The 15,854-nt window shown below is 68.5% G+C and carries 13 protein-coding genes, 1 pseudogene and 2 riboswitches; of the genes and pseudogenes, 5 read left to right on the plus strand and 9 right to left on the minus strand.

The genetic code is table 11. The annotated features are described in order from the left end of the window. Nucleotides 1-18 precede the first annotated feature (18 nt). Nucleotides 19-1,254, minus strand: a complete 1,236-nt coding sequence (locus MTHMO_RS07240; RefSeq protein ID WP_202214178.1) for a cation:proton antiporter — start codon at nucleotides 1,252-1,254, stop codon at nucleotides 19-21. A 121-nt stretch (nucleotides 1,255-1,375) separates the two neighbouring features. Beyond that, nucleotides 1,376-1,437, minus strand: a riboswitch (Fluoride riboswitch). 252 nt (nucleotides 1,438-1,689) lie between these two features. Between MTHMO_RS07240 and MTHMO_RS07245 the strand changes: the two genes are divergently transcribed. Further along, complete coding sequence (locus MTHMO_RS07245) at nucleotides 1,690-2,583, plus strand: carbohydrate kinase family protein (protein ID WP_202214179.1); 894 nt, start codon at nucleotides 1,690-1,692, stop codon at nucleotides 2,581-2,583. Between the two features lie 145 nt (nucleotides 2,584-2,728). Here the strand turns inward: MTHMO_RS07245 and MTHMO_RS07250 are convergent, their stop codons facing one another. The 5 genes and pseudogenes from MTHMO_RS07250 to MTHMO_RS07270 all read right to left on the minus strand — a co-directional run bounded on the left by MTHMO_RS07250 (nucleotide 2,729) and on the right by MTHMO_RS07270 (nucleotide 8,436). Then, complete coding sequence (locus tag MTHMO_RS07250; RefSeq protein ID WP_202214180.1) at nucleotides 2,729-4,246, minus strand: efflux transporter outer membrane subunit; 1,518 nt, start codon at nucleotides 4,244-4,246, stop codon at nucleotides 2,729-2,731. Between the two features lie 38 nt (nucleotides 4,247-4,284). Then, entirely contained in the window at nucleotides 4,285-4,704 is a 420-nt protein-coding gene (locus MTHMO_RS07255) for a universal stress protein (protein WP_202214181.1), read from the minus strand. 78 nt (nucleotides 4,705-4,782) lie between these two features. Then, nucleotides 4,783-5,928, minus strand: a complete 1,146-nt coding sequence (locus MTHMO_RS07260; RefSeq protein ID WP_370568363.1) for an efflux RND transporter periplasmic adaptor subunit — start codon at nucleotides 5,926-5,928, stop codon at nucleotides 4,783-4,785. A gap of 201 nt (nucleotides 5,929-6,129) precedes the next feature. Next, nucleotides 6,130-7,729, minus strand: a pseudogene (locus MTHMO_RS07265) (MFS transporter). Nucleotides 7,730-7,834: 105 nt separating this feature from the next. Next, nucleotides 7,835-7,906, minus strand: a riboswitch (Fluoride riboswitch). Nucleotides 7,907-8,043: 137 nt separating this feature from the next. Continuing rightward, nucleotides 8,044-8,436, minus strand: a complete 393-nt coding sequence (locus tag MTHMO_RS07270) for a DUF302 domain-containing protein (RefSeq protein ID WP_202214182.1) — start codon at nucleotides 8,434-8,436, stop codon at nucleotides 8,044-8,046. 204 nt (nucleotides 8,437-8,640) lie between these two features. Between MTHMO_RS07270 and MTHMO_RS07275 the strand changes: the two genes are divergently transcribed. Then, nucleotides 8,641-10,062, plus strand: a complete 1,422-nt coding sequence (locus MTHMO_RS07275) for an alkaline phosphatase (protein WP_202214183.1) — start codon at nucleotides 8,641-8,643, stop codon at nucleotides 10,060-10,062. 148 nt (nucleotides 10,063-10,210) lie between these two features. Here the strand turns inward: MTHMO_RS07275 and MTHMO_RS07280 are convergent, their stop codons facing one another. Both MTHMO_RS07280 and MTHMO_RS07285 read right to left on the minus strand, forming a co-directional pair. After that, a complete protein-coding gene (locus MTHMO_RS07280) occupies nucleotides 10,211-11,086 on the minus strand; it encodes a phosphoribulokinase (RefSeq protein ID WP_202214184.1) in 876 nt (291 codons plus the stop codon). Nucleotides 11,087-11,102: 16 nt separating this feature from the next. After that, nucleotides 11,103-12,167, minus strand: a complete 1,065-nt coding sequence (locus tag MTHMO_RS07285) for a class 1 fructose-bisphosphatase (protein WP_202214185.1) — start codon at nucleotides 12,165-12,167, stop codon at nucleotides 11,103-11,105. Between the two features lie 253 nt (nucleotides 12,168-12,420). Between MTHMO_RS07285 and MTHMO_RS07290 the strand changes: the two genes are divergently transcribed. The 3 genes from MTHMO_RS07290 to MTHMO_RS07300 are packed head-to-tail and all read left to right on the plus strand — an operon-like array spanning nucleotide 12,421 to nucleotide 14,563. Continuing rightward, the gene (locus MTHMO_RS07290) at nucleotides 12,421-13,101 is read left to right on the plus strand and encodes a LemA family protein (RefSeq protein WP_202214186.1); all 681 of its coding nucleotides are present in this window, start codon (nucleotides 12,421-12,423) and stop codon (nucleotides 13,099-13,101) included. Further along, nucleotides 13,098-14,015, plus strand: coding sequence for a YgcG family protein (locus tag MTHMO_RS07295; protein ID WP_202214187.1), 918 nt, complete (start codon nucleotides 13,098-13,100; stop codon nucleotides 14,013-14,015). The genes MTHMO_RS07290 and MTHMO_RS07295 overlap by 4 nt, the downstream gene beginning before the upstream one ends. Next, on the plus strand, nucleotides 14,015-14,563 hold the full coding sequence (locus MTHMO_RS07300) for a TPM domain-containing protein (protein ID WP_202214188.1): 549 nt from the start codon (nucleotides 14,015-14,017) through the stop codon (nucleotides 14,561-14,563). Before MTHMO_RS07295 ends, MTHMO_RS07300 begins: the two co-directional genes overlap by 1 nt. A gap of 191 nt (nucleotides 14,564-14,754) precedes the next feature. On the opposite strand, the gene MTHMO_RS07305 is transcribed toward MTHMO_RS07300, so the two are convergent. Further along, nucleotides 14,755-15,825 carry a hypothetical protein gene (locus tag MTHMO_RS07305; protein ID WP_202214189.1) on the minus strand — a complete coding sequence of 357 codons (1,071 nt, stop codon included), beginning with the start codon at nucleotides 15,823-15,825 and terminating at the stop codon, nucleotides 14,755-14,757. Nucleotides 15,826-15,854 lie beyond the last annotated feature (29 nt).

Below are 15,854 nucleotides of genomic sequence, written 5' to 3' on the forward strand. Positions count from 1 at the left end.
CCCGTGGCCAGCCCGATTTCACGAAGGGCTCGATTCCTTCTTCGCGCCCGGGCCGCCCGAAGCCCCCTTCGGCTTCTCTGCGGGGTGCGGATCGCCCGCCTCCGGCTTCGGCAGGAGATGGCGCGGGAGGAAGAAGGTGTTGGCGATCACCGTCGGGATGATCGCGGTGCCGATGATCGCGGCCACCAGGGTCGAATACTGCCCCTTGTCGATGATCCCGTTGGAGAGCCCGTAGAGCGAGGCGATCGTCCCGAAGGTGAGCCCGGAGGACATCAGGAGGGTGGTGTACATCGCCTCCTTGTGGGTCGACCCGTAGAACTTCGCGACCGGATAGACGCTGCCGATCTTGGCGATGCCTTCGGCCAGGAGGAAGAAGAGGACGCCGGCCGGGGCGGCGATCACGGCCGGAATCGAGACGAGGTAGCCGGCGCGGGTGAAGTAGAACGGGGTGAGGAGCCCGATCGTCACCGTGCGCAGCCGCCGGATCAGCAGGTGGTCGCGTCCGACGCTGCCCGCCAGCGTCATCCCGATCAGATAGGCCGGCAGGACCGCTTCGCTCCCGGCCCAGGAAGCCAGCGCCCCCATCCCGAGCAGGCAGAGGAGCAGGAACTTGGCCTCGAGCTCCGAGGGCTTCTCCCCGTAGCGCCGGAAGAGCTGCCGGGTGATCCAGGGGAGCCCCACGAACACGGCCGCCAAGGCGGCCACGAAGATCAGCGTCTTGCGCGTGAACGGGGCGAAGACTAGCCCGAGGGTCACGACCGTGCCCAGATCGGTGACGAAGCAGGCGGCCAGGATCGTCTTCCCGAAGTCGGTTCGATTGAAGCCGAACTCCATCATCACGGTGTAGACGACCGCGACCGAGGTCGCCGCGAGGGCGATGCCGGCGAGGATGCTCGGCATGAGCTTCCAGCCGAGAAGGTAATGGCCGGCGGCCGCGCAGCCGAGCGAGGGGAGCAGGAAGCTCGCCAGGCCCACCGCCGCCGCCTCCTTCCACTTCCGCCGGAAGACGTGGGGATCGATCTCGGCACCCGCCAGGAAGGTGAGCAGGATCGCCCCGACGCCGGCGAAGACCTTGATCCAAGGCTCGTTGGGCCGGAGCGCGTCGGGGCCGACGGTCGCGCCGAAAAGGATCGAGGCGGCCATCCCGACCATGATTTCGGCGAGAGCCGTCGAAATCCGGAGCCAGTTCGCCAAGAGGCTCGCGACCAGGGCCAAGCCGAACCAGAATGCCGCAAGCGCCCAGATCGCCGTCACAGCCGCCCCCCCTCCCGGAGGGAAACGCGGCCGGCTCCCGGGCCCGCGCAAGAGCCCGGCGTCCCGATCGGCCCAGCCGCCACCCGCCGCATGACCATAGCTACTCCTTTTCCTGCAAGCGCAACCGGTAGGAGTTATCAGCCGAGGCGGCGGTTTGCGGGGAACTCCATCCCCTTGGCGCAGACATCCTAAAGGGGAGCCGGTCCCTGTCAAGGGGCAAACGCGGCGTGTCGTCAGCAAGTGAAGGGACCGCTTCGGCGTCGAAGCGGGGTAGCCGGGCGCGCGGGAGTGGCTTGCGGCCGGCAAGAGCACGACCGCGCTGCGAGCCGCCGGTTGACGAATCGGAGGCCCGGAGGCAGCATGGCCGCCGGTTCCTGCGGGCGCCGATCCGGCCCGGGACGCCGGCGGCCGGCGGGAACCGGAGGGGAAGCGGCGATGGATGTCGATGTGCTCTGCGTCGGCCATGCGTGCTACGACCTCGCGCTTTCGGTCCCCCGCCACCCCGGTCCGGACGAAAAGCTCTTCGCCGAGCGGCTCGCCCTCGGCGGCGGCGGTCCCGCGGCCAACGCCGCCGTCGCGGTCCGCCGGCTCGGCGGGTCGGCCTCCTTCCTGGGCTATCTCGGGAACGACGATTGGGGGGAGCGCCACGCCCGGGAGCTGGCGGCGGAGGGCGTCGACACCTCGCTCCTCGTCCGCGGCGACGCCCCCACCCCTCTGGCTGTCAGCTTGGTCAAGCCGGACGGGGCGCGCAGCGTGGTCAACCACAGCGCGGCGACTCCGAAGCTCGAGGCCGAGCCCGCCGGCCGGCTCCGGCCGGCGGCCCGGGCCGTCCTCTTCGACGGCCACGAGCCGAAGGTCTCCCCGCCGATCGCCGCCGAGGCCCGCCGGCGCGGGATCCCCACGGTCCTCGACGCCGGCTCCTGCCACGAGGGGACCCGGACGCTCGCCGGGATGGTCGACTACCTCGTCGCCTCGGAACGGTTCGCGGCGCAAGCCGCCGGCGCGAGCGACCCGGAGGAAGCCCTCCGCCGGCTCGGCGCCTCCCACCCCTGCGTCGTCGTCACGCTCGGCGAGCGGGGGCTGCTCTGGTCCTTCCGGGGCGAGCGGGGCCGGCTCCCCGCCTACCGGGTCCGCTGCCTCGATTCGACCGGCGCCGGCGATGCCTTTCACGGGGCGTTTGCGCTCGGGGTCGCCCGCCGGATGGATTGGGAGTCTCTCCTCCGCTTCGCGTCCGCCGCCGGGGCGCTCGCCTGCACCCGCTTCGGAGCGCGGCAGGGGTTGCCCTCGGCCGAGGAGGTCGCCGGGCTGCTCGGGCGGGCGGGCCGGTAGGCGGACCTCCGGCTACTCCTCCCGTCGTCGTCGGAGGAGGAGGGCTCCCGGCAACGATCTTTCGCTCGGGCTTGCGGAAGAACTGGCCCGAGTGGGGATCGGAGGTCGCGTCGGCCTCCGGGCCCGGATTTTCAACCCGGTGGGCCTACCGCGGCGCCGGGGCGGGCTCCCCGAGGGCGGCCGTCCGGACCGCCCCGCCCGGCTCCGGAGCGCTCCCTCCCAGCGGCGCCGCCTTGGGCGGCAGGGGACCGAAGGAGGCGTCCTCCCATCCCCCGCCGAGCCCTTTGACGAGCAGCGCGGTTAGCACGAACCGCTTGCCCAGGGTCTGGGCGTCGTCCCGCTGGCTGGTCAGCCACTCCTTGTTGGCCTGGACGATCTCGAAGTAGTTGGCCAGCCCCCGCCGGTAGCGGTCCATCGTCATCTCGACCTGCCGGCTCGAGGCCCGGACGGCCGCGCCGAAACGCCGCTGCTGCTCCGCAAGGATCCGGATCCCCGAGAGATAGTCCTCCACCTCCTGGAAGGCGGCGAGAACCTCCTTCCGGTACGCCTGGACCGTCGCCCAGTAGCTCGCCTTGGCCGCATTCAAGCCGGCGATCAGCCGCCCGCCTTCGAAGATCGGCACGTCGAGCAGCGGGCCGGCGGCCCAGTAGGCGTTGTGCAGCGTCAGCAGCGTGTTGAAGAAGAGGCTTTGAAAGCCGCCGAATCCCGCAAGGTAGAAGGAGGGGTAGAAGGCGGCCCGGGCCACGCCGATCTGCTGGTTGGCGGCCGCCATCAGCCGCTCCGCCCGCGCGACATCGGGTCTCCTTTCCAGCAGGTCGGAGGGCAGGCCCGGAGGCACCTCCGGCGGCTCGCCGGAGAGCGGACGCGGCCGGAGGTGGAAGCTGGAGGCGGATTGGCCCGTGAGGGCCGCCAGCCCGTTCTCGACCTTCGCCCGGCTCCACCGGATGCCCTCTCGCTCCCCCTCGACCTGCTCGAGCTGGCTTCGCGCCCGCTGCACGTCGAGCTGCTGGCCGAGGCCGAGCTTGGTCCGCTCTTCGGTCAGGCGCAGGTCGGTCCGGAAGACCTCGATGATGTGGTCGAGAATCGAGAGCTCCAGGTCGATCTGCCGCAACAGATAGTAGTTCTGGGCGACTTCCGAGGTGAGCGAAAGCCGGATCGCCTCGAAGGCCGCCTGGACCGCCTTGGCCTGCTCCTTGGCGGCCTGGAGCTGCGGCAGCTGGCGCCAGAGGGAAAATTCATAGTTGGTGTCGCCCACCACCGCCCAAGGGTCGAGCTGGCGGGGGAACGGGGGAACCGGCCATTGGCCCTGCGCCGCGTTGGAGACCGACTTTAGCCAGGGCGTGAAGTCGAGCGTCGGGTAGAACATCGCCTTCACCCCGAGGACTTCGGCCCGCGCCTGGATCATCCGGGCGAAGGCTTCGGCCAAGGTCGGGTTGGCCGTCAGCGCCGCCGTCTCCAGCCGGTCGAGCTCCGGATCCCGGTACATCTTCCACCAGTCCCCCTTTCCGATCAGGTGCTCCCGCGGCTCGGCCACCTTCCACGCGGGCCCGGGCGGACCGTTTACCGGCTTGGCCGGCGGCGCCCACTTGTAGTGCGGCGCGGTCGGCACCGGCGGCCGCTCGAAGGCGGGGGTCAGGCAGCCGGCGAGCAGGAGCGGAGGCAAGGCCGCCAGAAGCCACCGGAGGCTGCGAGCCGGCTCGGCTAGGCGGAAGGCTCGACCACGAGGACCGGGCAGGGCGAATGGCGAATCACCTGCTCGGAGACCGAGCCGAGGATCCAATAGACCGGGCGGGCGAGCTTCCGCCGGCCGACGACAAGCAGGTCGTATCGGCCACGCCGGGCCGCCTCGAGAATCCGCTGGGCCGGGTCTCCGGTCTCGATCCGCTCGGAAAACGGCACCTTCTTTTCCCGGGCGCGCTCGGCGCACCGTTCCAGCGGCTCCCGCAGCAGCGCCCGCTCCTCGGCGGCCGCCAGGTCCCAGTCGGTCACCGAGGGAGGGAGGACCGCCAGCAGATCCACGGACGCCCCGAAGCGGGCGGCGATCTCGAGGGCCAGCCCGAAAGCCGCTTCGGCCCCCTTCGAGCCGTCGAACCCGACGAGAATCCGCTGGAACCCCGGCATCCGTCTCCCCCGTTCTCCATCGTAAGGAAAGCCGGAGCCGCCACAAGCCCCAATCCGATCGCTTCCCCCCGCCTCTCCTCATGGGCCGCTCCTCCCTCCGGCCGGCGGCGCCGGCGCGTCTCCCTTCCGGTTCCGGTTCGCCTCGATGATCTTTCGAATCCGCCCCTCGATGGCGGTCAGCTCCTGGAGATAGATTTTCGACTCGTAGTCGGCCTCCCGGGCCTTCCGGGGCACCTCGGTGATCGGCGAGCGGATCGACCGGTCCACCCGGGTCAGGTGGACGGAGGTCACCATGGTGAGGCCGAGAACCAGGGGATGGCGCTCGAGCTCCTTCGGATCGAGCCTGATCCGAACCGGAACCCGCTCGACGATATGGACGTAGTTGCCCGTCGCGTTGTCGGGCGGAAGGAGGGAGAAGACGCTGCCCGATCCCGGCTCGAGCCCTTCGACGACGCCGTGGTAGCGGACGCCCCAGCCGTAGAGGTCCGACTTGAGCACGACCGGCTGGCCGGGGCGCATCCGCCCGAGCTCCCTCTCCCGGAAGTTGGCGACCACCCAGATGTAGTCGAGCGGCACCACGGTCATCAGCAGCTTTTCCGGAGTGATCTGGTCTCCGGGCTGGACGGTCCGCCGGGCCACGTAGCCGGTCACCGGGGAGGGGACGTTGCGCCGGTACCAGTCGAGCCAAGCGTCGCGGACCGCCTGCGCGGCCTGGAGCACCAGCGGGTTGGTCTCGACGGTGGTTCCTTGGACAAGCGCCTCGTTCCCGCGCAGCTCCGCCTCGAGCGCGGCGATCGCCTGCTCCGTTTCCTGGACCTTCCACTGCGCGTCGACCGACTGCTGTTCGGAAATCACGCCGGTGGCGGTGCCGCCGCGGTAGAGGCCCAGGTCGTACCGGTAGCGCCCGAGGGCCGCCTTCTCCTCCTCGATCCGGTGGCGGAGCCGGCTGACCTGGCTGAAGAGGTTCTCGACCCGGCGGACCGCGGCCGCCAGGTCGGCTTCCGCCTTGCGAAGCGCCACCCAGGACTTGAGGCCGTCGAGCCGGACCAGCGTCTGCCCCTTCTCCACCCGCTCGGTCTCCTCGACGCAGACCTCGACCACCGTCCCGGCGACCTGGGATTTGACGGGGGCGACGTTCCCGGTCACGTAGGCGTCGTTGGTCACGACCCAGTTGCGCAGGAAGAGGGCCCAGAAGAGGACTCCGAAGGCGACCAGCCCGAGGATCCAGCGCCGGGCCGCCCCCGGGCCGCGCGGCCGCTTCCCCCCCCCCGCCGCCGGCCTGGAGCGAGCGGATCAGCCGCCCCCAGATTCTCTCCGGAGCCAGCCGCAGCGCCCGCGGCGGCCGGACGCGCGGCTCCCGCAGATCCCAGGAGCCCTCCCCGCCGACCTCGGGCTCGGGAGTCGGCCATTCCCATCCTCCGCTCCTCATCCTCCTCCCCTCCCCGCATCCGCGAGCCGGTCCGGGCCGGGACCGGGTCCCGGGGAAGCGGGAGGCCCCGGGCAGAAGAAGGCCAGAGCCGCCAGGAAAAGGAAGGCCCAAGCGGCGACCCGGAAGAGATCCTCGAAGGCGAGGACCTGCGCATGGGCGAGGGCGTCCCGGTCGAGAAGCCGCAGGCCGACTTCCCAGCCGATCCCCTCCTCCCGCAGGCGGGCGCGCAACGGATCGAGCAGCGGGTGGGCGGGCGGCATCCACTCGACCAGCCGCCTCTTGTGAAAGGCGGCCTTGTGGTAGAGGACCGTTCCGAGCAGCAGCGACGCCCACCCTTGCGCGGCGACCCGGAAGCTCCCGGCCAGCTCAATGGCCATCGCCTGGTTTTTCGGAGAGAGGCCGTGCGAGAGGAAGTTGGTCGCCGGGGCCAGGAAGATCCCCAGAGCGACCCCCTCCACCAGCTGCGGTCCCACGAATTCGAGCCAGAGGTTCCTCTTGCGGTGGATGTCGTAATAGCTCGTCCAGAGCGCGAAGCCCGCGAAGAGGAGGAGGCTGGCGACCAGCAGAAGCCGGTTGCGGCCCCAGGCGACGACGCGCGCGCTCAGGAGCGCGAAGGGGATCGCCCCCGCCGCCAGCGAGAGCATGACCAGGCCGCCGAGCCACGGGCCGTAGCCCCAGACCGATTGGAGGCGGACCAGGAGCAGGCTCCAGAGGCCGTAGAAGAGGAGGAAGCCGCCGCAGAGGCAGGTCATCCCCACGACGAACCGGGGGCGGAGGAAGAGGGTCAGGCGGACCAGCGGCTCCCGGAACCGGAGCTCCCAGCCGAGGAAGGCGAGCAGGGCCAGGAAGGCGATCCCCATCAGGACGTCGAGAAGGGAAGAGTTGTACCAGTCGTAGTCGTCCCCCATGTCGATCGCGGTCTGGAAGGCGAAGAAGACAGTCGCCAGCAGGCCGAGCCCCACCCAGTCGAAGGGGCTTCCCGGGCGGACCGGAGGCCGGGGGGCCAGGAGCCGGGAAGCCTCCGCCGTGCAGAGCAGGACGGCCAGCCCGTCGACCAGGAACCAGAGCCGCCAGCTCGCCGCTTCCCTCCCCCACCGCTCCTCGAGCCAGCCGCCGAAGAGCGGGCCGAACACAAAGGGGACGACCGCGACCACGGCCCAGAGCACCGGGGCGAGGCCGCGCAGGCTCGGCCGGTACTCCTCGAGGAGAAGCACCGGAGCCAGGAGGATCAAGACCCCTCCCCGCCCCCAGCAGGATCCGCGCCAGCAGGAAGAGCACGAAGCCCGGCGCGCCGGCGCAGAGGAAGCCGCCCAAGGCCGTCAGCCAGCCGGCCGCAAGGAAGAGGCGGAGGGCCCCGACCCGCTCCGCCAGCGGGTTGGCCAGGAGCATGCCGAGCGCCTGGGCCGCGAAGAACTCTCCGTTCATCCAGGCCCCATGGCTCTGGTGCTGGCCGAGCTCGGCCACGCTGTAGGGGATGATGCCCGTGAAGGCCCCGGTGTTGAGCAGCGAAAAGAGGCTCGCGCCGACCAGCGCCAGGTGCAGCCGCGCGAACCGCCCGGACGGATCCCGGGCGCCGGAGGCGTCGGCGGGGCTCACGGCTCTCCTCCCGCCGAAAAGGGGGCGCCGCGCACGCGCCCCGACCGCTCACCCTTCTTCGCCATGCTCCCGCTTCCCCTTGCAAAAGGCCATAGCCCTTCCGAACCTGAAGTAGGAGCTATCAGCTCGGGCTATGCGAGCGGTCTTTTCCGGGCGAGCCCCATCACCTGGAGAAGGGCAATTACCGATTCTCCCGACGCCCTGTCAAGGCTTTCCGGCAAGGGATCGTGCGCAAAAAAAAGCGCGGCCGGGCCTCGGGGTTTCCCCGGTCGCCCGGAGGCGCCGGCGGAGAGGAGAAGAGGGAGGCGGCTCCACTAGAGGGAATCGAGCACCCGCTGGAGGCGCGCCTTGGCCTCCGCGGCCAGCGGCTTGACCGCTTCCTGGGGCAGCATGGTCGACATCACCTCCGGGTCCATCACCTCGACGTGGACCTTGCCCGCCGCGTCCTGCCGGACGACCGCGTTGCACGGCATGAGCAGCCCCACGGTCGGCTCGATCTCGAGCACCTGGTGAGCCAGCTGCGGATGGCAGGCTCCCAGGATCCGGTAAGGAGGCATCTCCTTCCCGAGCCGCTTCTTCAAGGTCGCGGCCACATCGATGTCGCTCAGAATGCCGAATCCTTCCCGCTGGAGGGCCTCCACCACCCTGGGCACCGTCTCCTCGAACGAGGTCGAGACTTCCTTGCCGAATCCATACGCGTTCTTCATTCGATCCTCCCTGGCCTGGTCTTCTGCCGGCCCCGGCTTCGCAACGCCTCGCGCCGGAAGCGGCGCCGCCCTGTTATAACAGCATAGTAGCCGGCCGGGGGAGGCCGGGCAAGCGGGACCATCCGGCGCCCGATTGCGGCTCCCGCCCGAAACGGTTCGGATTGGCTTCGGGCGCCGCATCGCCTACCCTCGGCTCCGGCTTCCATGGTCTTCCGCCCGGCTCCCGCTTCCGGCGCTCCGCTCCTGGCCGCCCTTCTTCTGGCTCTCCTCCCGGCCGCGTCCGGCCGCGCCGCCGACCCCTTCTTCCCCTACGGGGTGGCCTCCGGCGATCCCGAGACCCATTCGGTCATCCTCTGGACCCGGATCGAGAGCGGCAAGCCGAGCGTCTCCCTCCGCTATGAAGTGGCCACCGACCCCGACTTCCGCCGGGTCGTCGCCTCGGGAGAGGTGGAGACCGGCCCGGCGCGCGACTACACCGCCAAGGCGGACGTCACCGGGCTCGAGCCGGGCACCCGGTATTTCTACCGGTGGAGCGGCGAAGGGCACCGGAGCCCCACAGGCCGGACCGAGACACTTCCGGAACGGGCCGACCGCTTCCGGATCGCCGTGGCGAGCTGCCAGCACTACGGAGCCGGCTTCTACACCGCCTACCGCTCGATCGCCGCGGACCAGCCCGACCTTCTGGTCCATCTAGGCGACTGGATCTATGAGTTCCCCACCTACGGAGCGGCCGCGGCCCGCCCGGACCCGGTCGGCGTCGCCGAAGACCTCTCTTCCTACCGGGCCAAGCACCGCCTCTACCGGAGCGATCCCGATTTCCAGCGGGCCCTCCAGTCGGTGCCCGTGGCCGCCATCTGGGATGATCACGAGGTCCAGAACGACTATTCGGGCAAGGCCGCCCGCTTTTACGCGCCCCGGCGGCTCCAGGCCGCCTACCAAGCCTACTTCGAGTACGTGCCTATCCGGCCGCAGGAGGAGTTCCGGATCTACCGCAGCTTCCGGATCGGCGACCTGGCAGAGCTCTTTCTTACCGACGGCCGGCAGTACCGGGACGAGGACGTTTGGCACCCGGCCTTCTTCCCCCCGCCCGACGCCGCCCGGCAAGCGCTCGCCCCCGGCCGGTCGATGCTCGGCGCCGCCCAGCGCGACTGGCTCTTGACCGGCCTTTCCCGGAGCCCTGCCCTCTGGAAGCTGATCGGCAGCGGCGACCTCATGATGGACCTGCGGCTCCACGGGCTTCCGGTCAGCGTCGACTCCTGGGACGGGTTTGCCTGGGAAAAGGAGCAGATCCTGGCGGCGATTGCCGCGAAGCAGATCCGCAACGTACTTGTGCTGAGCGGCGACACCCACGTCTTTTCCTACGGGGAGCTCCGCTACCAGGGAAAGCCCGTCGCACTCGAGGTGGGGACTGCGGGGATCTCTTCGCCGGCCGGCAAGCTCGAACGGGCCGCGGAGGTCGAGGCGGCCAATCCCCACATCCTCTTCTCCGACCGCGACCACCGGGGCTACGTCCTCCTCGACATCGGCCGCGAGGCGATCGAGGTCTCCTTCTACGGCTTCTCGACGGTGTTGGAACCCGACGGCCGACGCATCCTGCTGCGGCGATTCCGGATCCCGCGCTCCTGAGGCGTGCGGTAGCCGCCTTTTTTTCCCGGAAAAAGACGGCTTTCGCCTTTCCCTTCCCCCGCCCGGCGCCGGATCCGCTGCCGCGAAAGCCGAATCGGCGCCCTTCCTCCACGATCTACGGGAGCGCCGGCGCGGCACGGGCTCCTTCTCAGCGGATCTGCCGTTTCTGGTGCACCAGCTTCCAGATCATCGGGGTCAAGATCAGCTCCATCGCCAGCGGCATCTTGCCTCCGGGACAGACGATCGTGTTCGGCCGGGACATGAACGAGCCGTGCAGCATGGAAAGGAGGTAGGGGAAATCGATCTCCTTCGGGTTCCGGAAGCGGATCACGAGCATGCTCTCGTCCGGGGTGGGGATATCCCGCGCGATAAAGGGATTCGAGGTATCCACGGTCGGCACCCGCTGGAAATTGACGTGGGTACGGGAAAACTGCGGGCAGATGTAATGGACGTAATCAGGCATCCGCCGGAGGATCGTGTGGACGATCGCTTCCTGGGAGTAGCCCCGCTCCTTCTTGTCCCGGTGGATCTTCTGGATCCACTCGAGGTTGATGATCGGCACCACCCCGATCAGCAGGTCGGCGTATCGCGCCACGTTGGCTTTGTCGGTGACGACAGCGCCGTGCAGCCCCTCGTAAAGCAGGAGGTCGGTCCCTTCGGGAATATCCTCCCATGGCGTGAACATTCCCGGCTGAAGGTGGTAAGGGGCGGCTTCCTCCTCGTTGTGGAGGTACTTCCGGACCTTGCCGGTCCCGGTCTCCCCATAGGTGCGAAAGAGCTCTTCGAGCTCTTCGAAGAGGTTCGCCTCCGGTCCGAAGTGGCTGAAATGGCGGTTGCCCTTCTTCTCCGCCTCTTCCATCCGGGCCTTCATCTCGGCCCGGTCGTACCGGTGAAAGGCGTCTCCCTCGACGATCCAGGCGTTGATCCCCTCCCGGCGGAAGATGTGCTGGAAGGCGGTCTTGACGGTCGTGGTGCCGGCTCCGGACGAGCCGGTGACGGCGACAACAGGATGCTTGGCGGACATGCGATGAATCCTCTGGTTAGCTTTTATAGATCGATCGGCTGGCGAAGAGCGGAGACTTGAACGAAAGGTCCTCTCCCCGATCGTAGGCTTGGTGATAGCGGACCAGCCGCTCCACCTCGTTGCGCGAGCCCAGGATGACGGGGATTCGCTGGTGCAGCTCGGTCGGCTGGACCTCGAGGATCCTCTCCCGCCCCGTCGAGGAAGCCCCGCCCGCCTGCTCGACGATCAGGCTCATCGGATTGGCCTCGTAGAGCAGCCGCAACCGGCCTCCCTTGCTCGGATCCTTCGTATCCCGCGGATAGAGGAAGACGCCTCCGCGGATTAGGATCCGGAAGACCTCGGCGACCATGGAGGCGACCCAGCGCATGTTGAAGTCGACGCCGCGCGGCCCGCTCTTTCCCAGCTTGCACTCCTCCACGTAATGGCGGACCGGGGGCTCCCAGAACCGCTCGTTGGAGGCGTTGATCGCAAACTCCCGGGTATCCTCCGGGATGCGCAGGTCGGGATGCGTGAGGAAGAAGGTGCCCACCTCGCGATCGAGGGTGAACCCGTGGACGCCGCGACCGAGGGTCAGGACCAGCATCACGCTCGGCCCATAGAGGGAAAAGGCGGCCGCCACCTGGGAGACGCCCGGCTGGAGGAAATGCTCGGGCTTGAGCTCCTTGACCCCTTCCGGGGCCCGGAGCACCGAAAAGATCGAGCCGACGGTCACGTTCAGATCGAGGTTGGACGAGCCGTCGAGGGGGTCGTAGACCAGCAGATAGCGCCCGTCGCGGCTCTCCGGGATCGGATAGGGACCCTCCAGCTCCTCGGAAACCACCCCGAGGAGATGCTCGCAGGACTCGCAGGTCTGCAGGACTAGCTCATTGGCGATGACGTCAAGGGGCTTCTGCTCCTCGCCCTGGATGTTGATCCGGGTGCTCGCCTTCGCCTCGGCCAGCTTGCCGCGCGAGACCGCCGCGGCGATGTACTTGCAGGCGACCTCGATATCCTTGATCAAGCCCGCCAGCGCCGGATCGAGCGCGGGCGTCTTCCGCCGTTCGTTCAACAAGAACGCGCTCAATGTGACTCGATGGGCCATCGCTTCTCCTCCCTTTCTACTTCCCCTGCGGGGCGACCGTTTCCATCCCGAAATCGTAAATCGCAATCTCTCCGGGGACGCAAGCTTTACTCCCCCCGCCCTCGGAGAAAAAGGACACGCGCATCAATTAGCGCGCTTTTGCTCCGCTCTGGCAATCGCCTTTTTTACCCGGGGGTACGATTCCCGGACCGGACCGGGAAGACCGATCCGGATGGCTTGCTTCTCGGTCTTATCCGGACTATGTAGCGGCAGCATGCATCCCCGGCAACGGTTTGCGCTTCTCTTCGGCGTGGCGGCGGCGCGGCTCCGGGCCCGCCGGCTTCTCGGGCTGCTGGTCCTTCCGCTCCTGCTGGGCGGCTGCGGATACAACCGGATCCAGGAGGAGGATGAGCAGGTCAAGGCCGCTTGGGCGGAGGTCGTCAACCAGTACAAGCGGCGGGCCGACCTCGTCCCCAACCTGGTGGCGGTTGTCAAGGGATATGCCGCCCACGAGAAGGAGGTTCTCACGCAAGTGACCGAGGCCCGCGCGCGGGCGGGCGCGCTCACGGCCGGCCCCGAGCTCCTCCAAAACGAGGAGGCGATGCGCCGATTCGCCGCGGCGCAGGGCGAGCTCGGCACGGCCTTGAGCCGGCTGATGGCGGTCGCCGAAAGCTATCCCCAGTTGAAAGCCGACTCCGTCTTTCGGGACTTGCAGGCCCAGCTCGAAGGGACCGAAAACCGGATCGCCGTGGCGCGCCGCCGCTACATCCAGAGCGTGCAAGCCTACAACACCCTGATCCGCTCCTTCCCCACCAATCTCACCGCGCTCGTCTTCCACTATTCGGTCAAGCCGACCTTCTCGGTCGAAGACGAGGCGCAGATCGCCCGGCCCCCTTCGGTCGATTTCCCGGGAGCCGCTCCGGGTTCCTCCGTCCCCGGCTCCTCGCCGCGATGAACGCGCCCCGCCTCGGATGGGTCCTCGGGCTGCTGTTCGCCCTCTTCTGGTTGGACGCCGGTCCCCTCGCGGCCCGAGAGGAGAGCGAGGAGCCCCAGGTCGCGCCGATCCCTCCCTTTGAGAGCTATGTCGTCGATCGGGCCCGGCTGCTTTCCGCCCGCGAGCGCGCCTCCCTCGACCGGAGGTTGCGCCTCTTCGCCAAGCGCAAGGGGAGCCAGGTGGCCGTCCTGATCGTCCCCTCGACCCGGCCCGAGTCGCCCGAGAGCTACGCGATCCGCGTCGTGGAAAAGTGGAAGCTCGGTCGCAAGGGGATCGACGACGGCGTCCTCCTCCTGATCGTGACCCAGGAGCGGGTCGTCCGCCTCGAGGTCGGCTACGGCCTGGAAGGGGCGATTCCGGACGCGGAAGCCAAGCGGATCATCGAGGAGCGGATCCTCCCGTTCTTTAAGAAGGATCTCTTCTTCACCGGGATCTCGGTCGGGCTCGACGCGATCTGCGCCAAAATCGCCGGGGAGCCGCTCCCGCCCCTTAAGCCGCCGCCGGAGGCCCCGGCGCGGGCGGCCGAGCGCGGGGACCGGAGCGGAGTCCTCGGCGGGCTCTTCGTCCTGGTCTTGATCGTGAGCAGCCTCTTCGGGCCCTTCCTCGGCGCCGCCCTCGCCGGGGGCCTCGGCCTCCTGGCGGGATGGCTCTTTCTGGGCGGGTTCTGGACGGGGCTGCTCCTGGGCTTGCTGGCCGCCGGGGCCGCCCTCTTCCTGGCCGGCTTTCTCCGGGGCCGAGCCGGCCCGGTCGTCTGGCGGGACGGCACCGACCTCTCCGGCTGGGGCTATTGGACCGGATTCGGCGGAGAATCGGGCGGCTTCCGCGGCGGAGGGGGCGGTCAATTCGGAGGCGGCGGCGCCTCCGGGAGGTGGTAATGGACTGGAGGGAAACCCTGGGCCGGTTCTTCCGCCACTGGCGCGCGGGCACGCGCTTCGGCCACCGGCCCTTCCCGCCGGGCGCCCTCGAGCGGATCGAGGCGGCCGTCACGCAAGCGGAGCAGCGCTACGACGGGGAAATCTGCTTTGTCGTGGAATACGCGCTCGACTGGCCGAGGCTCTGGCGCGGGATGACCGCGGCCGAGCGGGCCCGCGAGCTCTTCGCGCAGCTCGGCGTCTGGGACACCGAAAAGAACAACGGGGTGCTTCTCTACGTCCTGGTTCCCGACCGGAGCATCGAGATCGTCGCCGACCGGGCGATCCACCAGGCCGTCGGGGAGGCCGAGTGGAAGGCGATCTGCGCCCGGATGGAGGCGGAGTTCCGGAAGGGCCGATTTCTGGAAGGAAGCCTCGAGGCGATCCGCACCGTGGCGGACCATCTCGGCCGCCATTTCCCCAGGCGCGAGGGGAAGAGCAACGAGCTTCCCGACCCTCCTACCGTCCTCGATCGGGGCAATCCCGTAGCCGAGGGGGAGGGGGGATACTAGCGGCCATTTCTCACAAGCTTTCTCCTACGGCTTGCAAAACGGGCTCGTCTGCTTCGCTCCCGCTTGGTTTTCCATCCTCGCAGTATGTCTTCATACAGCTCCGGTGGAAAACCTGCGCCCGCCTCGCACCCAAGCCCATTTGCGGCGCCTCGGCTACGAAATTTGTGAGAAATGGCCGCTAGCGGCCCTGCTCACTTGTGGGCGATGACGAAGAGCAGGGCCGTGTCGAGCACCATCCAGGCGAAGGAGAGCATGAGGAGGATCTCCACCGCGATGAAGAAGTTGGTGGAGATGAAATTCTGCGCCGAGCTGTAGCACTGCTCGATCCGGTCGAGCTTCGCGTTGACCGCCTTCGAAAGGTCTCCGATGTCGAAGACCTGCTCGACGTAGCGGTAGATCGTCCGCAGGTGCCAGTCCGAGTCGATCCTCAGCACATTGCCGAACACCTGGTAGATCGACTCGACGATCGCCAGCTTGTCGCGAACGAAGTCCATCGCCTCGCTCGAGAAGCGCTCGTACCAGCGCGGCATCACCCAGAACTTGTGCCAGGGCGGAAGGTGGGCCACGAGGGTCCGGGCGCGCCCGATCTCCCGGTCGAGCAAGGAGTTGTACGACCGCAGGTTCCAGTAGACGGCATAGGCGAGCCGGATCATATCGAGGATCGTTTCGGCCTCGAAGGAGGAGATCACCGCGCCGAACCGCTTGATGAGGATCAACTCGTTTTCGTAGTAGCCGAAGTTGACCAGCTTCTCCTGCTCGAGGACGAAGGAGGAGAGCATGTCGTAGCTCGGCTCCCCCGAGACCATTCCGTATAAGGTCTTCCGGTTCTCGCGGAGAAAGACCTCGGCGTCCCCGATGACCCCCGGCTCCAGGGAAAGGATCGGGAAGACCTGGATCTCCTCCAGCCGGACCTCGTACTGGTAGGTGGCGAACTGCTTCGCCTCCCCGAGCACCTCGCCAACGGTCGCCCGTGCCCACTCGGCGATCGGAGCCGAACCGACCCGGAGCAGATCGATTCGCGAGGCGAGGTTGGCGTAGAAATCGAGATCCACCTGGACAAAGAAGGAAACCTGGAGGAGGCCCACCCCGAAGTTGTAGATCCGGGCCACGGCGTCGCCTTCGGCCAGGGGCGTTCCCCGGAACGAGATCGGCTCGGTCCTCGGCCGGGCGAACTGCTTCATCAGACCCTTGGTCACCGGCTCCCGGAAGTCGAGCTCCAGCCCCATGTCGAAGGGGATCAGAAAGAACACCTGCGCTTTCATCGGTCTTGCATTTGTCTATCTTATCACTT

Source organism: Methylacidimicrobium sp. AP8 (assembly GCF_903064525.1).
GTDB lineage: Bacteria > Verrucomicrobiota > Verrucomicrobiia > Methylacidiphilales > Methylacidiphilaceae > Methylacidimicrobium.